Source organism: Terriglobales bacterium (genome assembly GCA_035561515.1).
Classification (GTDB): Bacteria; Acidobacteriota; Terriglobia; order Terriglobales; family Acidobacteriaceae; genus DATMXP01.
The window spans coordinates 26930-49379 of sequence record DATMXP010000004.1 but is presented as its reverse complement, the minus strand read 5'-3'; the positions used below and the strand labels follow the sequence as shown (position 1 = coordinate 49379).

Below are 22450 nucleotides of genomic sequence, written 5' to 3'. Positions count from 1 at the left end.
ACTATTTCTTAGATCACCTGCAGGACTACCTTTTGGAGGTCCTGATCGCGTGACGACGTTCCGACCATGACTTCAAATTCTCCGGGTTCGACCACGTACTTCATATTCACGTCCCAGAACTTAAGCAGTTCCGGCGTGATGTCCAAGTCCACAGTTTTCGTTTCGCCCGGCTTCAATGAGATCTTTGCAAAACCTTTCAGTTCCTTAACAGGCCTGGTGACGGAGCTGACGATGTCTCGGATGTACATCTGTACCACTTCTGTTCCCTCGTGCTTACCGGTGTTTGTTACGTCCACCGCCACTCGGGTTGAGCCGTCTTTGGCAATCCTCTTCTTCGCCAGTCTCACGTTCTTCAATTCGAATGTTGTATAGCTCAGCCCGTACCCGAACGGATATAAAGGCGTGACGTCATCGAACAGGTAGCCTCGCCGCGCAGACGGCTTGTAGTTGTAGAAGACCGGCAGATGCCCAGCAGAACGCGGGACGCTGATCGGCAACTTTCCTCCCGGGTTGAAATCTCCAAACAGCACCTCCGCCACTGCGGTGCCGCATTCTTGTCCTAGGTACCAGCACTCGAATATCGCGGGCACATTCTGACTGATGTAATTGATCGAGTTCGGACGCCCATGAAACAAAAACACGATGACGGGCTTCCCTGTCTCGACCATCGCCTTCACCAACTCGTCCTGCCTTCCAATCAGGTCCAGGTTCGTGCGGTCGCCCATATGCTTCAGTGACCACGCTTCCCGCGAAGTCTGCTCGTTTCCACCAATCGCCAGCACGATCACGTCGGACTTCTTCGCCACGTCGACGGCTTCGGCAATTTGCTTACGGTCCTCTTCCGGATCGCTCGGAACCACGTCATCCTGGTTCCATGAGCCGCCACGCGTGATCTTGCACCCTTCGCTGTAGAGAACCTGTGCCTTGTTCCCTACGCACGCTTTGATCCCTTCCAGAACTGTCACTTCCTGCTTTGGAACCCCGCTATACCCGCCTAGCAAGGTGCGGTTCGCATTGGGCCCTATCACAGCAATTGTTTTGAGCTTGTCCAGATTCAATGGAGCGACGTTGCCATCGTTCTTCAACAGGGTGATCGTTTCTCGTGCAGCCTGGAGTGCCAGTTTTCGATTCGGCTCCGATCCCACCACCCGGTCCGCCTCATCCGGATCCACGTACGGATCTTCAAACAATCCCATTTGGAACTTCCAGAGCAGCATCGGTGCAACCAGATCATCGAGTTGCGATTCCTTCAGCACGCCCTTCTTCACCAACTCGATCAGGTGCAGATAGCAGTCGGGATCCGGCAACTCGATATTTACTCCCGCTTCAACTGCGAGCTTGCACGCTTCTTTCTTGTCCTTCGCCACGAAGTGTCCGTGCGTGTCGGGCCGATAGGTCATCTCCCAGATGGCGTAGTAATCGGATACAACAAAACCTTTGAAGCCCCACTCCTTCCGAAGTACATCTTGCAGAAGCCACTTGTTTGCGTGCGATGGGATGCCGTCAATCTCGTTGTAAGAAGCCATCACGCTGATGGCGCCTGCTTTATCGAGCGCCTCCTTGAATGTGTACAAGAAGGTTTCACGCAGTACTCTCATCGACACGTTCGCCGGCGCACAATTCATGCCTGACTCAGGCTGCCCGTGCCCCGCGAAATGCTTCAATGTCGCGATTACTCGATTCTTGTTGTTGAACTTGGCATCGCCCTGGAAGCCCTTCACCGCGGCGATTCCCAACCGCGAAACCAGGTAGGGATCTTCGCCATACGTCTCTTCCACCCGGCCCCACCTCGGATCTCGCGCAACGTCCACCACCGGTGTCAGCGCCTGGTGTGTGCCGCGCAGCCGGGCCTCTTCCGCCGTCATGGCGAACAGATCTTCCACCAGTTGCGGATTGAAGGTCGCGCCCAATCCGATCGGCTGCGGAAAGCTCGTTCCGTCCACTGCCGCATGCCCGTGCAGGCACTCCTCATGAAAAATCACGGGAATTCCAAGCCGGCTGTTCTCGAGAAAGAACTTCTGGATCGCGTTCGTAAGTTCCGCCATGCTGCGAGCATTCTTGCCTTTACCCGCGTCGCTCGGACGGCCTACCTGGCCCAGCCCGTGCCCAGCTTTAAAGGCGGCTTTTGCCTTTTTGGGATCGAAGTTCCCCTCGGCGTCCACCAGAGTCTCTGCTTTCTTCAGCCAGTAGCAGATCATCTGGGCAGCCTTCTCTTCCACCGTCATGCGGGAGAGCAGGTCTTTCACGCGCTGTGATGCGGACAGTTTCGGATTTTTATATGCGGGATCGGATGTCTTCTTCGGCTTTGCAGGTTTAGATAATGGCTTCGCAGTAGTTCTCACAATGGCGTCCTTCGGCAAAGAACTATGAACTCTCGAGAAATTTGCAGCAAGTTTTGTGCTGTACTTAGTTTGAGCGGTGAACTATATCACACTCTCGAAGTCTCGGGAGCAACATCTTCAGGAGGACATCATTCGCAAGTACGTCGTGAAAAACCGTACCAAAAGAAAAGAGGGCTGACACTTGGCCAGCCCTCTCGCAGTGAGTAATTGCACATTAGTTAGTGCAAGATCCGATCGCATCTCCATGCGCAAGATGATCAGGTACCGACGTCTTCAAAATCGACAGAGTATTGCTGATCTTGCCCGGCTTGTGACAGATCGTAACCTTCGTCGGGATCGCAATCGTTACCGTCTGATCGTGGCTCGGTAGCTTCCCGTCTCCCACCATCACTGTAAGCGAATAGCTCGGGGTGCTGAAAAAGTCGATCGCGGAAGCATTCGCGATCGTGATCTGCCCCGAGTCCGAGTCGATGACGAATGTGTAAGCACCGCTTCCGCCCTTCACCTGCCAGTTTTTAAGAGTGTCCCCGGCATCAGCATCGGTTGCAGCAACCGTACCGACCACATTCATCGGACCGTTTCCGAGGACGAAGCTCTGGTCAGCTGTGACTACCGGACGGGCATCCTTGAAGTACCGGTTTGCAAATAGCGCAAAGCTCGGCCAGTCAGGAGCATCCGTGTGACCTTCCTTGTGCCGGCGATATCCCACTGTGCCTTCAATGAACGGAACATCGAACGGTGGAGTTCCGCCCACTGATTCAGCCGAGGGATCGCACACGCTTCGTCCCGAAGTGGTGTTGTTCGCGCACGTCGCCGGGTAAACATACCCGGTTGATGTCGTGAACAGAGTTCCCTCAGGAATGATCTGTCCAGGCCATCCAAGGAATTCCCAAACCGGGCCGGAAACAGCGCCGGCCAGATACATGCCACGCGGATCCTGCCACGCATCACCGTTTCCGTTGCTATTGTCCGTGCCGCCGTTCGTGAACACCGCACGAGGAGCAATCAGCGACATCATGGAGTGCGTGTCCACATCGAGGTTCTGGACCTTACGCGGAAACTGGTTCTCTCGAGGGCCATAAGGATTAATCGGCCCTGCATATTTCATGATGTTACCCGTGACCCAGTGATATTCACTCGATGAACTGGAAACGAAGTCGAGTGTCTCACCGTATGCACGGCGCGCCCAGGAAGTGCCCAGCGAACCCCCGCAGCTTGGGTAAGCAGCAACGACACGCTGATCGTATGCTGCAGCCACAAGAGTAGCTTTGCCGTTGCGAGAATGGCCTTCAACTCCAACTTTGTCACCGTCGATATCAGGATCGGTTTCGAAGTAGTCGATGAGCCTGCTGACGCCCCACGCCCATGCAACCAGTGCGCCGGGATCGTCAGGCTTTCTCCAATTGCCCTGGTTCTTCAATCCAATCAGATAGCTCGACAATGCGCCTTGATTTCCGTTGTCAGGCTGAATCTGCGTTTGAGACAAACCGCAGACACCGTACCCATAAGGAGCGGTGTACTGGAAGGCGGTAGCGCCACCGAAAACAACCACAACTGGCACTTTGGTTCCGATTGTCGCCGATGGCAGCCGACAGGTTGCGGTAATTCTTGGAATGTGGCGAAGGGCTGGATAACTCGAGGTATCGATCGTGCCTGTGATCACCTTCGCGGTGTACGCATAAGGCTGTCCATCGCTACCGTTTTGTGTGCCGCTCGCTGGATTCGCAGGCACAACAGACCAGGTGATATTCGGTTTGAAATCAAGCAGAGTCGTTCCGTACAGCTGCTGCTGAACAAAATTGAAAATCTCCGGACGCCGTTTCATCCACCAATCCTCGCGGACGCTCACTGGCGTACCATCCTTCATCTCCAGCAATTCGATGTCTGGATACCGCGGATTCGATCCCGGTCCATAATCGCCAACTCCGGTCATCGCCCCGCCCTTATACGTCGCGGCGACATCAGGATAATGAACGTCAGCAGGCGGGTTGAATTGTGGTTCGGAGTCGTATGTATGCCAGTTGCCCCACGCCGTGCGTACGACTGTGTGCCCCTGGGCGTCAGTCCAGTTGCCCTCTGGCGCCGCCTGATTTCTAGGCCATGCGTTCGTAGGAGCTGTTGGATCGTTCCAAGGCCAAGCTGTTCCCTGCCTGACTGGAAGCACCGGGAACGCAACGCCGAGTTGGCACATCATGTGATCACGGTCTTGAGTAGCAGTCACAGTGTTGTCAGGAAAATCAGGGATGCCCGTGCACACCTGTGCAACTCCCGTAATCGTCGTTAGTAAAAAAGCCATCAAAATGGCTCGCATCGCCCATTTGGCTGTTTTAGCGAAATTCATAACCGCTCCTCGTGTTTTCACTCAGTTCATCGGAACTGCGGACTGAATTCGTTTCCTGTTGCGGTTACCGGATTATTGCGGTCTTTTGTTATTCGAAGCCTGAATGAATTCGATCTTGCAACTGAAGGCCCGCGGAATTCGTCACCGCTTTTCCTGCACAGTTGAATCGGTTGGTTACGTTTATCTGGTCTGGCCTGCGAATTCGGACGCGCTCAGTGTTAGTTTGAGAGGACAACTAACTCTTGAGCGCACGAACTCTAGCCTACCTAAATCGATTATGTCAATCAGGTAACAAGAAAAATCCTGTGACCGGTGATCGCGGTATGCCCGGTCCCGGCTCTGGATTTACTGTGATTTCACGATGTTGTTTGCAGCGCCGGCGTTGAAAATAAAGCTAGTTGCTGCATCTATACCGACTAGAGCACTGCGATGTCGAGTTCGCGAAGCCGGCCTGGCTCTGCAATCACTTCGATGCGCGTAACCTTGTCGTTCCTGAAGTTGAAGGTCAAAGCGCGAGACAATTTGCCTCCCGTCGCCAAAATCAGTCCCACTGATCCATCGATGAGCGCCGCGTGTACTGCCGGCAGCCCTCGGGAGAGGGCGATAAACTGCCTTGCCCACGTCGAAGCACCTCTGAGTTCACGCGGAGTGTCGGCGGCATCGGGTGCCCCGCCGGCCATACGCGCTGCGCCATCGATACGAATGGCAGCGTCCGGATCGAGCACCGCGAGTAGGCCTTCGAGGTCGCCTGAACGGGCTGCCCTCAAAAATGCGTCCACCACTTTCCGCTGCCGAACCCGGTCTGCGTCCGACGGCGCTGGCGATCCCTGCACCCGCCGGCGCGCTCGGCTCGCGAGCTGTTTCGCCGCCGCCGGTGAACGTCCCATGATGGCCGCTATCTCGTCGAACGGTATGGCGAACAGATCGTGCAAAACAAAGACAAGCCGCTCGGCAGGCGACAGTGTATTTAGCACCACAAGCAACGCCACCCCAACTGAATCCGCCAGCACGGCTTCACTTTCAGGATCCTCGCCTTTCCCGCGAAGGGTACTCGGCTCAATCGCCTGTCCTTCGATCGGATCTTCACGCCGCGATTTTCGTGAGCGCAGCATGTCCAGACACACGCGCGAAACTACAGTCGTCAACCAGCCGCCCAGATTCTCAACAGAGCCCGCATCGACGCGGTTCAGACGCAGCCACGCTTCCTGGACAGCGTCCTCGGCTTCGGGTAGAGAGCCGAGCATCCGGTACGCCAATCCACGCAGCCGTGACCGGTTCTCTTCAAATTGCTCGCTCAGCCACCCGTGCTGGTCCATGTTACGTTCGCGCCTCCTGCTCCGTCATACACCTGACGAATGATCCCAGCCCAAGGTAACAAACATCTTCGGGTCGGGGCTCGATGCTTTACATACGACGTTAAGGAGAAATGGGATGCTCCAGCAAAACATATACAAATCCGTGTCAAGAAATACCGGGGCATTACTCGCCTGCGGGTTCCTTGCGGGTCCACTCTATATTGCGGTCACAGCCATCCAGGCAGTCACGCGCGAGGGCTTCGATCCAAGAATCCACCGTTATAACCTGCTAACAACCGGCGATCTCGGCTGGATTCACCAGGCGAATTACATTATCGCGGGCGTGTTGATGGTGCTCTTTGCAGTCGGCGTCCGCCGAATGCTACCACGTGACCTCGGTGGGCTATGGGGCTCACGGCTGTTTGTGCTATATGGAATCGCCTACATCAGCAGCGGAGTCTTCCCCGCAGACCCGGTGATCGGCTTTCCACCCGGCACGCTGTCCCATACAACGACCTGGCACGGGCTCCTCCAGATGGCATCCCGCTCGCTTAGTTCTATTGCGCTTGTCGCCGCAAGTCTTGTGATCGCACGGTGGTTCGCCGCCCACGGACTCCGCAAGTGGGTCTGGTTTTCCTGGGTAGCCGTCCCAATTTCGCTCGCCGCATTTGCGCTCGTCGCGATCGCCGGAGCCGATACTTCCACCAAGAATCTTGCATTTCTTGTACCCGGGATTGCGATGTGGGTCTGGGTGACAGCGATTGCATTTCATCTGTACCGACGGACGGAACGGCACGATACTGCCCCAGAGCGCGTGCGGTGGAACCTCCAGCCCGGTCAGTGATTTGACGATTTAAGTTGGCTATCCAAACTCTCGCGCTTCGCGTCCCTAGATGAGGTTCGAAAATGAGCATTCGATTCACGCCTGACAACAACACCGCCATTGTCCGTTATCAGGTTTCCGACCTGGAGCGATCTCTGAAGTTCTACACAGACCAACTCGGATTCCATCCTATCCAGCGCGGAGGCCCCGTGTTCATCATCGCGCGCGGCAACCTTCACCTTCTCTTGAGCGGCCCCGGCGCGTCCGGCAACCGCCCTATGCCCGACGGAACCCAGCAACATTCCGGCGGTTGGAATCGTATTGTGCTGTACGTGGATGAACTGGACGCTTCCATCAACGCACTCAAGAAAGCCCATACATCGTTTCGCAGTGCAGTCGAGTCCGGCCCGGGAGGCCGACAAATCCTGCTGGATGACCCGGATGGCAATCCAATCGAATTGCACGAGGCACCGAAGCGTTAGCTTTTTGTCTTGAAGCGTCGGGAATGCGAGTAACTGACGGGGGCTGGAGCTACGGGATTGCAAGCTGACAAAGTGGCGTTTAGTCCCCTAAGTCATACAAAAGAAATGGTAGGCACGAGGAGACTCGAACTCCTGACCTCTACCGTGTCAAGGTAGCGCTCTAACCAACTGAGCTACGCGCCTACTTCTTACTACGCAGATTGTTTTCCTATTCTATGCGTATTCCCCATCTCCGGCAACCCCGGCACAGTCGCCAGTATTACGAACGGAACATCCGTCGTTTCCGCTTCCAATCCGGGAGACGACTCGCCTCGATTGCGCGCACGGATACTCACGTGTACCCTTATCCAACTCGGGGAGTTCAAATTGAAAGCGATGATTTTCCTGCTGCTTCTCTGCGTAATGGCGCCCTCGCACGCCCAGGAGAACCCCCTCCCTGACGCACCCACTCCGCAGGTGGAAGCGAAACAGAAGCGACGGTTTTCGTTTATTCCCGTAGCTTCTTCAAGCAGCGACGCACCGCTCTCGACCAGCCAGAAATTTCTCTTATTTGCCGACAATTCAACCAATCCATTTCAGATCGTGGCCGCAGGTGCAAAGGCCGGAGTTTCCCAGGCTCGCGACAAGTTTCCTGCCTACGGTCAGGGGGCGGAAGGCTACGGCAAACGCTTCGGAGCCGCATTGGCGGATCAAACCTCAATGGAGTTTTTCGGAACCTTCGTCTTCCCTTCTGTCTTGCGCACCGATCCTCGCTACTTCAGAAAGGAAACCGGCTCCGCTTCATCACGCACCCTGTATTCAATCACGAGGGTCTTCGTCACTCGCAATGATCATCGGCGACCGGTGCCGAACGCTGCGCTCTGGATGGGCGCCATTGCTGCCGGCGGCCTGTCCAACGCATACTATCCGGACGAGCAACGTGGTGTGGGTCTGGTCTTCAGCCGCGCGGGCATTGTCATCGGTACCCGCGCTGGCTTCAATGTCGTGAAGGAATTCTGGCCCGATATTTGGCGCACTTTGAAGAAGAGATAAGTCGATTTCTTGTGGGGTGGGAATCATGTATTTCCAGCAGTTCTACCTCGGGTGTCTGGCTCACGCCTCTTACATGTTGGCGTCGGAAGGAACCGCGATCATCGTGGACCCCCAGCGGGACGTCGAAATTTACCTCCGCGCAGCCGACGAACGTGGATTTCAGATCAAGCACATTTTCGAAACCCATCTTCACGCTGATTTCGTCTCAGGGCATCGCGAACTGGCGGCTCGCACGGGAGCACAGGTTTACCTGAGCCGTTTAGCTGGCGCGCGCTTTCCGCATGTACCTGTGGATGATGGATTTGAACTCCAGTTTGGAAATTGTCATATCCGCACTCTGGCGACGCCTGGCCACACACCGGAAAGTATTTGCCTGCTTGTCATCGACCCTGAAAAGAGTGTGAACCCGTGGGCCGTTCTGACCGGGGACACGCTGTTCATCGGTGATGTGGGCCGTCCTGATCTTTCGCCGACGCACACACCACAGCAACTCGCCGGAATGCTCTTCGACAGCCTTCACCAGAAATTACTCACATTGCCCGATGAAGTCCTTGTCTACCCCGCACACGGCGCAGGTTCACTCTGCGGCCGGAATATGAGGGCTGAGCGTTACTCGACCATCGGCACCGAGCGCCTGACAAACTATGCGCTCCAGATCAGGACGAAGGAAGAATTCATCCAACAGTTGACGACCAACTTACCGGTACGGCCGGAATACTTCGCACACGACGCAGAGATCAATCGCGAAGGAGCTCCGCCACTGAACGACTTACCTCCGCTTCGATCCCTGAACGCTTCGGAACTTCAGCAAATCATCGAAGACGATTCGGCTGTCGTTTTGGACGTTCGTGAAAGCGCGGATTTCGCAGCCGCTTACGTTCCGGGCTCCATTAACATCGGACTTTCAGGGCAGTTCGCCAGTTGGGCAGCCACCATTCTTGGCCTCGATACTCCCATCGTGCTGCTTGCCCAGAGCGTCGACCAGGTAAACGAGGCTCGCATTCGCCTCGCACGGGTCGGTATCGAAACTATGACGGGATACCTGGAAGGAGGGCTCGCCACCTGGACGGCTTCGGGTCTGAGCACTTCCACCATTGGACGCATCTCACCGTCGGAGCTCAGTTCCGCCATACGATCTGGCGACGTTCAGGTTCTTGATGTCCGCAGACAGGGAGAATGGGATTCCGGCCACCTCGACGTGGCGTACTTCCGCCCGCTCGATCTCTTTTACTCAGGACTGCCGGAACTCGACCCCACGAAACCCGTCGCCGTTCATTGCAAATCGGGTTATCGCAGCATGATTGCTGCAAGTTTGCTGAAGAAGGCTGGATTCTCCGAGGTAGTGGACGTGATCGGCGGCTTCGATGCCTGGGAGAAACAAAACCTGCCCATTTCCACTGCCGCCGCGGCAAGTTGAATTAACGCGACCCGCCGCCCGACGCCGAACTCTGTCGCTGCCCTGTCTGTGAAATCACGCCACTGAAGTCCGTGACGGCAAGAATTCGTCCTTGCGCCACCGACAGATTCCGAATCGGGTAGACAGCGTCCGCTTGCAGTGACCACGTATCTCCACCATCAAAGCTCTGGTAAACGCGGTTACGAGCGCCCGCTACTCCGATTAACCGCGCACCCGCGCGATCGTACCTGACGTAAGAGAACTTCGTTGGCGGATACCCCGCCGAGATATGTTCCCAACTGCCTCCCGTATTCCTGCTCCGGAAAGTCCCCATGTGCGTGACAATCCAGAGGTCACCGTTCGGCCCGACTGCGACATTGAAAATCCGGCTTACAAACGGCGGCAATTCCAACTGCTTCCAACTCTCCCCCAAATCATCGGATAGCAGAACCGCCACTGGACTTGCGGCCAGTACCTTTTTGCCGTCTGTATCGACGGCGACGAATTGCGCCTGTCCCAGAACTGCGCCACCGGTCCAACTTGCTCCAGAGTCTTTCGATTTAAACAGCCCTTGTGCCGTCGCAGCGAACCACGTTCCGTTCCCGACGCGTACCTGCGCGGCACGCCCTGTGATGGCGCTTTTGATCCACTCGCGCTTAATCCGCGTCTTGGGCGCGCCTTTCTTCCGCGGTTTCACTGGTATGGTCGTTGTCTTCTCGCGAAGAACCAGGTTGATCGGGTTCCACTTGCCTGTGTCCTTCTTCAGGCTGAAGACCCCCTGGTTCGTTCCGGCAACAATCGTGCCGTCGTCAGACTGATCAAGGCTGAAAATGTCTCTGGCCCCCAAGCCGAAATTCCACGCCGACCAAGTCCGTCCACTGTCCCTGGACTGGTAAACGCCTCCGTACTCCCGGTTGTTGATCATCGCGGCGTAGATTCGTTCCGGGTCATCCCTGTCCACGACCACGGCAGTCACCTGGCGATGCGAAAATCCGCGGTTCGAGTCCGCGAAGCTGTTGCCTCCATCGCGGCTCATCAACACCCCACTTCTGTCTGTTGCCAGCAGAACCGCGTTCGGGTCACGGGGATCCACCAGCACATCGTTGATAATGAGATTTGCCCCGCTTACCCGAGCCCATGTTTGCCCCGAATCAACCGTCTTCCATAATCCGTCGGTAGTTCCGGCGTACACAACCGCACTGTTCGTGGGATCCTGGTGCAGAACTCGCGTACGGCGCGCGGAGAACGGAATCCCTTGCACTTTCTTGAACTGCGCTCCCGCGGTCTCGCTCTTATAAATTCCCGAGCAGGCACTCACGTACACCACGGACGGATTCTTCTGGTCCACGATGATCGAGAACACATCCGAGTCATCAATGATGCCTTGCTTGATGTTCTCCCATGTGCGCCCGCCGTCTTCCGTCTTCCAGGGAAGGTGCCACGTACCCGCATACACCGTGTGCACGCTGCGCGGATCAAACGCGATCGACTCGATGTTCTTGATTTCTGCGCTACTCGCGGGCGAGATCCGCTCCCAGTTTTGGCCACCATCCAGACTCCGATAGACGCCGTCCAGGGCGCCGACGGCAATTGCGCGCGAATCTGACGGTGATAATGCCATCGCCCGAATTGATTTCCCTCTCATGGCAGGCATCGCTGTCCACGTTCTGCCATGGTCAGTGGACTTAAACAGGTCGCCGCCATTGTTCTCAATGCTCCACGCGCTGACATACATAACCGCCGGATCACTCGGAACGATAGCGATGTGGTCCAGCACGTAGTCGTAGTTTTCCCCCAGGTGCGCGTACCGGGTCCAGCTGGCTCCTCTGTCAGTCGACAGGAACAGTTCGCCTGCACTCGTACCAAGGAAAACCCTGTCCGGATTCGACGGGTCGACTGCCAGGCTGCGTGCGTCGCCACCGTTGGGACCCAGAGAAATCCACTGGGCACTCGCTGTAAGGAATGCAAAAAGCAGGAAGAGGCCGATGTTTGCTAGAAAGCGGTATTTGACCCTGCAAAAGACCACGTGTACTCCGATGCCTCTCAGAAGCGAACTCCTGAGGAGATGGTCAATTCAGGATAGCCGAAAACGAAAAGCCGGTCGATAACTCGACCGGCTCTCGAAAACACTACCTCGGTTAGCGGCGCTTTGCCGGTTTCTTAGGTGCGAACTTCGCCTCGTCAACCGGTTGCGTGCCTTCCATCGTGAAGTTGGCGCCAGCAGGAACCAGCCAGTATTCAGCCGTCATGCCAGTGTCAGCTCCGGTCCGCAGTTCGATGCGCGTTGGGTCAATTCCCTGCTTCGCCTCACCGGTCGTCAGGTAAGTCCTGGAATTGATCGCACGCTCGGCCGAGAACCGTGCCATGTTCTTCTTGTCCGCCGGATCGCCATGTCCCACGATCACCAGCCGGGCATCGGCTTCACGTTGCAGACGCAAAGCGACTTCATCCAGCACAGCCTTGCAGGCGTTGTCCACGCGGGACGGACGCCGCTTGTCTGGGAACTGGCACTCGTTGATCTTGGTCGCTTGCGGCGGCGGAGGCGGAACTTCCACATTCACCGACGCGGTGCAATTCGCACTTAGACCACGATCATCGCTCACTGTTGCCGTGACCTGGATTGGACCTGCGCTCGCGCCGGCCGTATCCAACGTCGCCGTCGCATTGTTTCCGGTCACACGACCCGCGGTTGCGGTGTAGTTGTAGGTCAGCGGACGATTGTCAGGATTGCCAGCCGTCACGTTGACAGTCGAAGTGTCGCCTGCACGAACCGTGGTCGGATTAGCCGAGCACTGTGCGGTCGGCGGATGCTTCGGCGGCTCGTTGACCGTGAAAGTCGACGTGCAGCTCAGCGGTCCCTGGTTCTTCTTCGGCTTCGGATCAATTGCCTTCGCCGTTACCGTGTACGTTCCCGGCGCAAGTCCAGCGGTGTCGATCTGGGCTCCCGTGCCGCTGCCACTCACCTTACCGCCCGTGCTTGACCACTCATACGTCAGGGTCTTCTTCGGCGGAATGTTCGTAACGTTCGCGCTCACCGAAACGGGTTCGCCTGCCAACACCGAGGCCGGCTGAGCAGCAGAGCAGCTCATCGCCATCGGCGGTAGCGGCGGAGCGCCGCCAAAGTTGAACACGATACCAGTTCTCAGTTCCGCGCCGCGACCGGTATTCCCGTGAACTGCCGTCTGGGGATACAGGTTGTGGTGCGACCAGAGATAGTTGGCTTCAAACAAGCGGTAGCTGAACCGGTTGTTGATCGGAATATCGAATCCGCCGCCCAACTTCAAGCCAATTCCCTTGTGGTTGTAGCTGCCGCCGGGCACTTGCGAATCCAGTGTCAACAGGTGAAGTCCACCAAGTGCATGGATAAACGGGCGGAAGTGTTCCTGGTCGCGGAACGTAAGCCGCGGACCGATCATGACGGTTCCGGCCTGATTGTTGTCGCTGCCAAGATGGCCAGCTCCATCCAAGGTCAAGCCGAGCCATTTGTTCGCGTTATAAGTTATGGCGGCTCCGAACCCGATTGGATTGCTGTCCAGCTTCATGCCGTTCACGCGCATTCCTGCGTCATACCAGGAATACCCTGCAAATATGTCCACTTTGGGAACAGTGGCCTCTTGCGCTAGCACGGCGGAGGACATCAAGCCGATTACAAATATGGCCAGCACCAACAGTACTCGGCCAGAAGCGCGTTTACGAAGTGACATGTAAATCCTCCGGTAATCAAAGACTACGTTTTACTGCGAATGAGAAAAGGAATCCGGCACAGCCGAAATACTTAGACCGTGCCGGAGAATTGTATCGCACCGGCTAAGGTGATTTGAAGATTAGTTTGGATTCATTCTTGCCGTGCTGATCCAAGCAGGCGAAGCCGTTTCCCGCTTCCGACTGCACCTTTCGGCGGTTTGAACTGAATACTGAACCGTTATTTCTATTGGATTATTAGGAAATTTCCTCGAAAAGCGATTCCCCTGCTTCAAGCCGCCCCGAAATATTCAGCTCGGAAACACCCGCTGAACCGGCATTTTGGTCATGTGCTCACGCCGTAAGATTGATGCAACCCACAGGCGCTTGCATTCTGCTTGGCCACTCCGGGAATCTTCCGGATTCGCAGAACACCGCTCCGCGCAGGCCGGAACCACTGGTATCCGCCTTCATTCCCATTTCGGGATTCGGGCCGGGTCGGCGAATGACATGCCCTTCCCGCCAATGTTTCTTCGATCAACCGACATTCAGTCGCACTTTTATACATGCGCGTCGGGTTGAAAAGTTACTATAGGTAGAATTTTCGCATCCAATGTGAGGTACTCGGATTGCGCCAAATCGTCTCGCAGCCGGACGGCTGCTGCATTTTGGAACTTGAAGGGCTGTGATGACACAAGAGAAGGTCCTGATTGTTGAGGACGAAGATAACGAACGCTCCGGCATGTCTGAGTTGATCTCTGCCTGGGGATACCGCACCGAAACCGCCAGCGACGGAGTGGAAGCACTCGAAAAAGTCGGCCCATTCTCCCCCGGCATCGTTGTCACCGACCTCAAGATGCCCCGAATGGATGGTCTGGAATTGCTTCAGCGCCTGTCTCAGCAATCGCAACCAGTCGCGGTGATCGTGCTGACCGCTCAAGGAAGCGTGGATACGGCCGTGCAGGCCATGAAGATCGGCGCTTACGATTTCATCGAAAAGCCCGTCAACCCCACCCGCCTGCGCACCATTCTGCAAAATGCGACAAGGCAGCGCGGAATGGAAGTTGAACTCGAAGCGACTCGCCGTAAGCTGCGCGACACCGGGGTGTTCGGCTCGCTCATTGGACCTTCAAAGAAGATGCAGGAGGTTTTCCGTCTCGTTGAAATGGTTGCCCCCAGCACTGCCTCGGTACTGATCACAGGCGAAAGCGGCACCGGAAAAGAGTTGGTCGCCCGCACCATCCACCAGCAGAGCTCTCGCAAGGACAAGCCATTCGTCGCCATTAATTGCGCCGCGATACCTGAGACTTTGATTGAAAGTGAAATCTTCGGACACGAGAAAGGTGCGTTTACGGGCGCACTCGAGCGTCGTGTTGGATGTTTCGAGTTAGCGGAAGGCGGGACCCTTCTTCTGGACGAAATTGGTGAAATGCCCATCGGCACTCAGGCCAAGCTCCTTCGCGTCCTTGAAGATCGCAAACTCCGTCGGTTAGGCAGCAAGGTGGAAACTTCTGTGGATGTGCGCGTAATTGCAGCCACCAACAAGGTTCCCGAAGAGGCCGTTGCGAAGGGCGAACTCCGAAACGATCTCTATTACCGCCTTAACGTCTTCAGCATCCACATGCCGCCTCTTCGAGAGCACAAGGAAGATTTGGCTGATCTCGTGAAAGCGCTCATTGCCGACATCGATATCAAACACGGCCGGAATGTCGCCATGGTGAGTGAAGCGGTCATGAACACCTTTGCCAGCTATGCCTGGCCCGGCAATGTCCGCGAACTTCGCAACGTCCTCGAGCGCGCCGTTATTGTCTGTGAAGGTTCGGTAATCGAGACCCGCCACCTGCCCCCCGGTTTCGGGCAGGTCACACCCAAAGCTCCGGTTCTCGAAGCCAACGCCGTTCGACTCGGTGTCGGAACCACCGTTGGCGAGGCGGAGCGTCTTCTGATTATGAAGACCCTGGAATCTACGAACAACAACAAGACTCGAGCCGCGGAGATTCTGGGCATCAGCCTGAAGACCTTGCACAACAAACTTAAGGAGTACAGCCAGGCGCACGCGAACGGTGCCTCCAACGAAAGCTAACGGAAAGCAGGTAAAACTCCGGTATTATGGGGTAAGCGCGCCTGTCTTCTTCTTTCTCTATCCATGCGTCTCCGCCTGAAGACAAAACTCGTGCTGGCGATCAGCGGTATGGTGCTCGCCCTGGTCTCAGTGCTCTCGTACGTCTATTTGTCTCAGATCCTGCGTCAGCGCATCACGGAAGCCTACGAACAAGGCGACTTCATCGCCCATCAGATTTACCAGGTTTCTCGCGACTCGCTCGACGTTGACCTCAGCAATATGCGGGTCAATGAACAGGATCCCGACGAGGTCCGCCGCGTCCTTGAAGGCAGCCTTGCGGAAGACCCCGGCGTCAACTCGCTCATCCAGTCCATCGTGGGATACGAGCCGAGTGTCTACGAAGTGGCGATTGCTGACATCAAAGGCAATGCGCTCCTGCATTCGTTGAGCGACCTTCAGGGAAAACCCCTGCCCAAGCGTGAACAATTCCTCAACCTGCGTAACGCCACCTTCTGGCAGCAGGTGAAGATCGTCTATGGCAAACCCAAGGTCTATGACGTCACCCTTCGCCTTCAGCGTGCCGGTGTTCCCTTCGGCGAAGTCCGTGTCAGCCTGCAAACGCTTTTTCTGAAGAACGAACTGGAACCTCAGTTCAACCGTGCTCTTACCTTTGCCGGTATTGCGATCTTCGTATCGTTCGTGCTGGCCGCAGCATTGTCGAATTTTGCGCTTCGGCCTCTCGAAGCAATCGGCCAGCGCCTCGATCGCCTCACCGCCGGCGAAATTGACGTCGCCCCGGAAGAAAAGCAGGAGACGCGCAAAGACGAGTATGGCCAGGTCAGCAACAAGATCGACAAACTCGGTCGCCAGATGCGTGATGTGAAAGAAGTCTTCTCCGCTTTGAAGGAGAACCTCGATCAGATCATGGCCAATCTTGAAGATGGCCTCATGCTCTTCACGCGTGACTGGCGGGCCGTTCTCGTGAGCGCCTCCGCTGAAAGGTTTGTCGGCAGACCGCGCAGCGAAATGCTCGGCCGTTCTGTCGAAGACATCTTCAATGACGCTTCCGTGCTCGGCCGTGTGATCCTCGACGCCTTCCAACTCCATCACCCGCTGGAAGAAGCTGAACTTCAGACGGAGAACGGCCGGCGTGTCCAGGTTTCGCTCGATTTCATCGAAGAGCGTGGCGAACGAATCGGAGCCCTTGTCACCATCCGTGACGCCGAGTCAGTCCAGAAGATCGAGGACGAAATCGAACTCTCTCGGCGTCTCGCCGCTATCGGACGCCTCACCTCCGGTGTCGCGCACGAAGTCAAGAATCCCATCAACGCTATCGTTCTTCACCTTGAAGTGCTCCGCGAAAAGCTTCCGGATCTCGAACCAGACAGTCGCAGGCACATGGACGTCATCGCCAGCGAGATCCGCCGTCTCGACCGTGTTGTTCAAACGCTTGTGGACTTCTCCCGGCCCGTCGAACTCCGGCTTATCGAAACTGATCTTCGCCGAACACTTGAAGATGTCGCGCTCCTTGCTATCCCGCAGGCCAACCAGCAGGGCATCCAACTCGTCCGCGAAATCGCTAACGAGCCCCTCTGGGTTCGCATCGATGCAGACTTGATCAAGCAGGCCGTGCTCAACGTGGTGCTCAATGGCATTCAGGCGATGGGCACCAGCGGAGGAAGTCTCACCATGGCGGCCTATCGCGACGACAATGTTGTCAGCATAGACATCAAAGACCAGGGGCCCGGCATTCCGCCCGAGGTCAGGGACAAGATTTTCAACCTCTATTTCACGACCAAGAAGGGCGGCAGCGGCATCGGCTTGGCCATGACCTACCGGGTCCTGCAACTTCATAACGGCTCGCTCGAATTTGAATCACGCGATGGCGGCGGCACAACATTCCACCTTCGCTTGCCCGCAATCGCCAACGTCGATCGGGCCTTCAGCGAGGCCTCCGCCGACGTATCACCAGCGTAAGTTGCGTAACTACTGTTGAAGGAATACAAAATACGTATGAAGCTAGGCCGGACACCATCTTTCCTCTTGCTCGCTGCCCTATTACTGGGCTCGTCCGGCTGCAAGCTTTGGAAGAAGAAGCCCAATATTCGGTCGCAGGCTCAGGCTCCAACAATTCAGCCGGCCACAACCACTACTCAGTCGCCCGGCCCTCCGCCGCCGATAACTTCCGAGCCCGCTCGCCCCTTGCCGACCCCGGAAGAGATCACCATCGCTACCGCCACTCCTCCGAAGCCCAAACCGCGGCCAGCGCGAAAGGTCGTACAGCCTCCTGCTCCACCAAAGAAAACCGTCGTAGAAAACACGCCGGCACCGGCTCAACAGTCTGGTCCACTCACCGCCGCGTCGATTTCGCACGACGAAGCGCTTCACCAGAAGCTCGACACCACACAATTGATTGAAGCAACCGAATCGAACCTGCGCGGACTTAACCGCACCCTCTCCAGCAACGAACAGACAGAGGTTCAACACATCCGTTCTTACGTGAAGGAAGCCCAGAACGCCATGGGGAATGGCGATTTCGAACGGGCCTACAATCTGGCGCTGAAGGCGCACCTGTTGTCAGACGAACTCACCAAGAAAAAATAAGGGCATCGCCCGTAAGGCAATGCCCTTGATTGCACTTCCTGATTCTCACTTCTTCCGCGCCGGCTTGGCTGCGTTCACTTTCCCCAGCAACTCCTTCGCCGCCTCTTTGAACGGACCGTCCACTTCCGTGGCCTCCGTCAGTACCTGCTTTGCATTCGCCACCTGGTTCGATTTCGCATAAGCGAACCCGAGGCGATACAACGTAATCGAGTACTTCGCCGGATCGCTCTTCAGCATCGCCGAGGCGGTCTTCAATTCCGCAATCGCTGCCGGAGTGTTCTCTTGCCGCAGCAATGTATATCCAAGCACCTGGTGCGCGAAGCCCTCCGTTACCAGTTTCTTCTCTTCCGGCGACGTCGTGTCGGCCTTAACGATCTCGATTGCCTTTCTCGCGTAGGCATCAGCCTTCGTCAACTCTGCGCCTTTCGGATCTTCTGCAAATGCATTCGCCATCAACGTAAGCAAGGACGCATTATTCGGATCCGCCTTAAGCGCCTTCTCTCCAAAACTCGCCATCTTCGCCAGGTCATTCATTTCCTGGAAACTGGCAATCGCCAGCAGATTGGCATTCTCCATCAATGGCGAGCCAGTAAATGACTGCGTAAACTTCTCGATTTCAGCCACTCGCTTCTTCGGGTCGGTTTCCGCCCCCATCGCGTTGTACGCCGCGGCAGCAAGATAATCGTAGGTCGGCTGGGCCTGCTGGCGTTGCTGTTGCACCGACCCCTTCCACGATTCCTCGTCCGTTCCTTCCGGCTTTGGCTGCTTCGAAATGCCGTTGATCACAACAGCGGCGCGTGTCGCGTAATCCACAACTTTCGAATAGTTCTTTGCCTGCTGTGCGATGTCCGTTTGCGACTGCAGAATATCGATGACGTCCGGCATCGCAGCCAGGGCTTTGTCGCCGTAATCGAGCGCTTTCGTTGCATCGCTGCCCATGAACTGCTGCGACAACTGCCAGTTTCCGTACGCCACGGCTGCCGGGTTCGAGGCGAAGTTCGCTACGAACTCCTCCAGCATCTTCGTCCGCGCTTGGGCATCCCCTTCCTGCCCGATCGCAGTCAACGCCTTATCTTCGGGAGTGCCCGCGGGAATTACGATCCTCGTCTGCGCCAACGCAAACACAGACAGAAGCACAATCATCAGAAGCATCAATCGCTGTAATCTCATCACGCCCTCCAGGCCGAAAAGCGCTACGGCGGCGGGATTCACGCCTGCGCTCCCATATACCGCGCCGCATCCTAGCTCTAACTGCGGCGCTCCGCAAGGCTACAAGTCACACCCAGGGACATCAACCCAGAGTGAAGCGGCCCCGAACGGCGTGGGCCTCGATTTGTTGCAGTGCACCTATAATCAATGGGTGCGATTCTGTTGCGCGGTTTTGTTCGTTGCTGTTGTAATCGGCTCTTCGCTGGCGCAGACGCCGACTCAGGCGCTTGCGTTTCAGACCACTGCCCTTCCTTCTGGAAACGTCGACCGCTCCTACTCCGCCATGATCTCTATGACCGGCGGTGCCAAGCCTTACCGCTGGGCTCAGACAGAGGGAAACCTCCCGCCCGGTATTGGCCTTAAGAATGATTCCGGTGCCCTCTCCGGCATCCCCACCGAGAACGGCACATTCCGCTTCAAAGTCTCAGTCACTGACACAACGGGAAAAACCATCGTTCGCGATTTCGTCATCGAAATCTCTGACGACCTCGCCATTCGCTGGCTCAAAGCTCCCGCTCTGAATTCCAACACCTTGTCTGGTTCTGTCGAAGTCACCAATGGTTCGCGGGAAGTATTCGATATCACCGTAGTCGTAGTTGCGGTGAATGAAGTCGGCAAGGCCTTCACACTCGGCTACGAACACCAGCAACTCGTGCCCACATTGAGGAAGGAAGTCCGTTTCTCGGCAGCCCTGCCAAACGGACACTACATCGTGCACGCCGACGCCGTTGCGGAAGTACCCCGGCCGAAGCGCATCACCCGCGTCCGCCTTCAGACGGACGGTCCAATCACAGTCGACGTGAACCGCTAGACCAGTTGCTCTCGCGTTTTTAGATGGTGGAAGAACCGCCGGGCCTTATGGACATCTTTTGCGATCTGGTCGCGCAGTGCCTCAGTGGAAGAAAACTTCATCTCCGGCCTGATCCACTTCAGATAAATCAACTCGACTGGGGTCTGTGCCATCAGTTCGATCGGATGAAAGTTCAGCATGTGGCTTTCAATCGCAAATGAATCTGGGCCGAACGTCGGACGCACCCCGACATTCGTCACCGAATCGAAGCACACATCGCCGATCTTTGACCGTGTAATGTACACGCCGTCGCGCGGAATCAACTCCTCGTATGGCACGAGGTTTATAGTCGGCACCGTGTACTTATGCCCGTAACCCCTTCCTCGCCCCGGACTCGAGTGAATCGAAAATACTCGACCGAGCAGATGCCTCGCTTTGCTGACGTTTCCTTCGCACAACAGGCGCCTGACTTCGGTGCTGGAGACCTTCTCGCCCCGCAGCGTCATCTCGGGATACACAAACACTTTGAATCCATGCTCTCTGCCGAACTCACGCAGCACGTCCACGTTTCCGGAAGCCTTGTGCCCAAAATGGAAGTTATAGCCTTCGTGTACTTCTCTAACGTTCAATGCGTCGACTAGGATCTGCCGCACGAACTCCTGCGGTGTCATCATCGACAGATCGCGAGTAAACGGCAGCACCAGCAGTGCATCGATTCCTGTTTTCTCAAACAGCTTCAGCTTCACAGGCAAAGGCGTGATCAGTTTAAGTTCCGCATCCGGGCGCAGAATTCTGGTTGGATGCGGATCAAACGTCACCGCCATCGCCTTCATGCCGCCGGCGCGTGCCCGTGTGAGCATCTCGTGCAGTACCGCTTGGTGTGCGCGGTGGATACCGTCGAAGTTTCCGACGCTCACAATCGTCGGCCCAAAATCTTTGGGAACATCCTGAAGGTGTCGGAATATCTGCATCAGATTTCGAATTCAAGCTTCAACCCGTCATGCGAAAGCCGCACGTTCCCCGGCAGCACGGCGTTCGTTTCAGCATGAGGCAGGTCATGTGAGATATGCGTAAAAAAGGCCCGTTTCGGTTTCAGGCGCTCAACCAGCGCCAGTGAATTGGAAAGCGACGAATGCGTCGGGTGCGGCTTGTGCCGCAGCGCGTCTAGGAACAGCAGGTCGAGTCCCTCAAGCATGGGAATTGCACTTTCAGGGATATCCGAAAAGTCTGTCACGTACGCGGCCGAGCCAAACCGGAACGCCAGGATCTCTGCGTCTCCGTGTTTCACCTTCACCGGACGAAAGCTGGCGCCGAACAACTCGATGTCCCCCGCCAGATCCTTCAAAACCAGCGTTGATGATCCGCCGAATCTGTACTCACCCGAAAATATGTAGCCGAAGATCTCTTTCAGCCGCGACATGGTGGCCGCATCTGCATAGAGCGGAATATCTCCACTCCAGAACGTCAGTGGACGCAGATCATCCAATCCAAGAATGTGATCCGCGTGCGCGTGCGTGTACAGCACCGCGTCCACTTTGCGGATTCCCTCCCGGATCGCCTGCTGCCGGAAATCCGGAGTCGTATCGATCACCACCGTTCTGTCGCCGTAAGTGACCATCACCGACGGACGTGTGCGTTTGTCCATGGGATCTTCCGACCGGCACACCGCGCAGGTGCAACCGATCGTCGGTACTCCCATCGACGTACCGCTTCCTAGAACGGTCAGTGTCGCTTTCATTTCTTGACGAACGGATTCGGTACTGCTCCCGGAGGAGCAGGCTGCACCTGTCGCGTGACCGCGTTCGTAACCTCCACGTACGCCATCTGCACTTCGTACAGCGAGTTGCTCAGCAGGTTTTCTTCCTGGGGCGTCAGATTTCCCTTTGTCTTGTCGCGGATTAGCACCAGCGTGTCGATCGTCTGGCGTGCTCCGAGCAAATCGACTCGCGGCTGGCCGCCTTGCTCGTGTAACAGCCCCATTTGCATCAGCGCGGTCATGTAGAGCGAAGCGACAAAACGATCGAAGCTCATCTGAAAATCTTCGGCTTTGCGCCCAAGTTGCGCACGGATCTGATCGTCGATCGCCTTGGAAGCTTGTGCGAACCCCGTGTCGCCCGCCTTTTTATCTGCCTCGCTGAGCGGAGGATGCTGCTGACCGGTCGCGGTGTCAGTCGCCGCTTCCGGTTCGGTCACCGTTTCCTTTTTTGGAAACTCCTTTATTTCTGCCTTCTTCGTTTCCTGTGGCGCGGCCTCGAGCGGCTTCGCAGACTCGGACGCCTTCTCTTCCGGACGCTGCGCGCGCTCCGGGTTGTCATGAATTTCGCCGTCCTCAAACGAAAACCGCCGGCGGTCTGCTACTGTAAATTCCTCGTTCTTTTTGTCAGCCATAACTC

Annotated in this window: 17 protein-coding genes and 1 tRNA gene; 8 read left to right on the top strand and 10 right to left on the bottom strand. The window is 56.4% G+C overall.

Translation table 11 applies throughout. The features are described 5' to 3' along the window. Positions 1–8: 8 nt before the first annotated feature. The 3 genes from VN577_00995 to VN577_00985 all read right to left on the bottom strand — a co-directional run bounded on the left by VN577_00995 (position 9) and on the right by VN577_00985 (position 5999). Positions 9–2342, bottom strand: coding sequence for a glycoside hydrolase family 3 N-terminal domain-containing protein (locus VN577_00995; protein ID HWR13374.1), 2334 nt, complete (start codon positions 2340–2342; stop codon positions 9–11). 214 nt (positions 2343–2556) lie between these two features. After that, positions 2557–4683 carry a hypothetical protein gene (locus VN577_00990; protein ID HWR13373.1) on the bottom strand — a complete coding sequence of 709 codons (2127 nt, stop codon included), beginning with the start codon at positions 4681–4683 and terminating at the stop codon, positions 2557–2559. 416 nt (positions 4684–5099) lie between these two features. Then, positions 5100–5999, bottom strand: coding sequence for a sigma-70 family RNA polymerase sigma factor (locus VN577_00985; GenBank protein HWR13372.1), 900 nt, complete (start codon positions 5997–5999; stop codon positions 5100–5102). Between the two features lie 115 nt (positions 6000–6114). On the opposite strand from VN577_00985, the gene VN577_00980 reads away from it, so the two are divergent. Then, entirely contained in the window at positions 6115–6822 is a 708-nt protein-coding gene (locus tag VN577_00980; protein HWR13371.1) for a DUF998 domain-containing protein, read from the top strand. Positions 6823–6884: 62 nt separating this feature from the next. After that, complete coding sequence (locus VN577_00975) at positions 6885–7283, top strand: VOC family protein (protein HWR13370.1); 399 nt, start codon at positions 6885–6887, stop codon at positions 7281–7283. Between the two features lie 106 nt (positions 7284–7389). Here VN577_00975 and VN577_00970 read toward each other — a convergent pair. Beyond that, positions 7390–7466: transfer RNA gene (locus VN577_00970), tRNA-Val, on the bottom strand. A gap of 183 nt (positions 7467–7649) precedes the next feature. On the opposite strand from VN577_00970, the gene VN577_00965 reads away from it, so the two are divergent. Both VN577_00965 and VN577_00960 read left to right on the top strand, forming a co-directional pair. Next, positions 7650–8315 carry a hypothetical protein gene (locus tag VN577_00965; GenBank protein ID HWR13369.1) on the top strand — a complete coding sequence of 222 codons (666 nt, stop codon included), beginning with the start codon at positions 7650–7652 and terminating at the stop codon, positions 8313–8315. 25 nt (positions 8316–8340) lie between these two features. Beyond that, on the top strand, positions 8341–9732 hold the full coding sequence (locus VN577_00960; protein HWR13368.1) for an MBL fold metallo-hydrolase: 1392 nt from the start codon (positions 8341–8343) through the stop codon (positions 9730–9732). A 1-nt stretch (position 9733) separates the two neighbouring features. Here the strand turns inward: VN577_00960 and VN577_00955 are convergent, their stop codons facing one another. Both VN577_00955 and VN577_00950 read right to left on the bottom strand, forming a co-directional pair. Continuing rightward, on the bottom strand, positions 9734–11737 hold the full coding sequence (locus tag VN577_00955; GenBank protein ID HWR13367.1) for a hypothetical protein: 2004 nt from the start codon (positions 11735–11737) through the stop codon (positions 9734–9736). Between the two features lie 112 nt (positions 11738–11849). Next, positions 11850–13415, bottom strand: a complete 1566-nt coding sequence (locus VN577_00950; protein ID HWR13366.1) for an outer membrane beta-barrel protein — start codon at positions 13413–13415, stop codon at positions 11850–11852. A gap of 665 nt (positions 13416–14080) precedes the next feature. On the opposite strand from VN577_00950, the gene VN577_00945 reads away from it, so the two are divergent. The 3 genes from VN577_00945 (at position 14081) to VN577_00935 (ending at position 18058) form a co-directional block, all read left to right on the top strand. After that, positions 14081–15475, top strand: coding sequence for a sigma-54 dependent transcriptional regulator (locus tag VN577_00945; protein ID HWR13365.1), 1395 nt, complete (start codon positions 14081–14083; stop codon positions 15473–15475). Between the two features lie 63 nt (positions 15476–15538). After that, complete coding sequence (locus tag VN577_00940) at positions 15539–17431, top strand: ATP-binding protein (GenBank protein HWR13364.1); 1893 nt, start codon at positions 15539–15541, stop codon at positions 17429–17431. Positions 17432–17467: 36 nt separating this feature from the next. Further along, positions 17468–18058, top strand: a complete 591-nt coding sequence (locus VN577_00935) for a hypothetical protein (GenBank protein HWR13363.1) — start codon at positions 17468–17470, stop codon at positions 18056–18058. A gap of 45 nt (positions 18059–18103) precedes the next feature. Here the strand turns inward: VN577_00935 and VN577_00930 are convergent, their stop codons facing one another. Next, positions 18104–19228, bottom strand: a complete 1125-nt coding sequence (locus tag VN577_00930; protein ID HWR13362.1) for a hypothetical protein — start codon at positions 19226–19228, stop codon at positions 18104–18106. 211 nt (positions 19229–19439) lie between these two features. Between VN577_00930 and VN577_00925 the strand changes: the two genes are divergently transcribed. Next, positions 19440–20078 carry an Ig domain-containing protein gene (locus tag VN577_00925; GenBank protein HWR13361.1) on the top strand — a complete coding sequence of 213 codons (639 nt, stop codon included), beginning with the start codon at positions 19440–19442 and terminating at the stop codon, positions 20076–20078. Here the strand turns inward: VN577_00925 and VN577_00920 are convergent. The 3 genes from VN577_00920 to VN577_00910 all read right to left on the bottom strand — a co-directional run bounded on the left by VN577_00920 (position 20075) and on the right by VN577_00910 (position 22445). Beyond that, complete coding sequence (locus VN577_00920; protein HWR13360.1) at positions 20075–21028, bottom strand: bifunctional riboflavin kinase/FAD synthetase; 954 nt, start codon at positions 21026–21028, stop codon at positions 20075–20077. The genes VN577_00925 and VN577_00920 overlap by 4 nt on opposite strands. Further along, complete coding sequence (locus VN577_00915) at positions 21028–21702, bottom strand: MBL fold metallo-hydrolase (GenBank protein HWR13359.1); 675 nt, start codon at positions 21700–21702, stop codon at positions 21028–21030. The genes VN577_00920 and VN577_00915 overlap by 1 nt, the downstream gene beginning before the upstream one ends. A gap of 89 nt (positions 21703–21791) precedes the next feature. Continuing rightward, entirely contained in the window at positions 21792–22445 is a 654-nt protein-coding gene (locus VN577_00910; protein HWR13358.1) for a DUF1844 domain-containing protein, read from the bottom strand. Positions 22446–22450 lie beyond the last annotated feature (5 nt).

Coding starts and splice junctions, on each gene's coding strand:
- VN577_00990 (HWR13373.1), bottom strand. CDS start 4,683: ATGAATTTCGCTAAAACAGCCAAATGGGCGATGCGAGCCATTTTGATG.
- VN577_00985 (HWR13372.1), bottom strand. CDS start 5,999: ATGGACCAGCACGGGTGGCTGAGCGAGCAATTTGAAGAGAACCGGTCA.
- VN577_00980 (HWR13371.1), top strand. CDS start 6,115: ATGCTCCAGCAAAACATATACAAATCCGTGTCAAGAAATACCGGGGCA.
- VN577_00975 (HWR13370.1), top strand. CDS start 6,885: ATGAGCATTCGATTCACGCCTGACAACAACACCGCCATTGTCCGTTAT.
- VN577_00960 (HWR13368.1), top strand. CDS start 8,341: ATGTATTTCCAGCAGTTCTACCTCGGGTGTCTGGCTCACGCCTCTTAC.
- VN577_00950 (HWR13366.1), bottom strand. CDS start 13,415: ATGTCACTTCGTAAACGCGCTTCTGGCCGAGTACTGTTGGTGCTGGCC.
- VN577_00945 (HWR13365.1), top strand. CDS start 14,081: ATGACACAAGAGAAGGTCCTGATTGTTGAGGACGAAGATAACGAACGC.
- VN577_00940 (HWR13364.1), top strand. CDS start 15,539: ATGCGTCTCCGCCTGAAGACAAAACTCGTGCTGGCGATCAGCGGTATG.
- VN577_00935 (HWR13363.1), top strand. CDS start 17,468: ATGAAGCTAGGCCGGACACCATCTTTCCTCTTGCTCGCTGCCCTATTA.
- VN577_00930 (HWR13362.1), bottom strand. CDS start 19,228: ATGAGATTACAGCGATTGATGCTTCTGATGATTGTGCTTCTGTCTGTG.
- VN577_00920 (HWR13360.1), bottom strand. CDS start 21,028: ATGCAGATATTCCGACACCTTCAGGATGTTCCCAAAGATTTTGGGCCG.
- VN577_00915 (HWR13359.1), bottom strand. CDS start 21,702: ATGGACAAACGCACACGTCCGTCGGTGATGGTCACTTACGGCGACAGA.
- VN577_00910 (HWR13358.1), bottom strand. CDS start 22,445: ATGGCTGACAAAAAGAACGAGGAATTTACAGTAGCAGACCGCCGGCGG.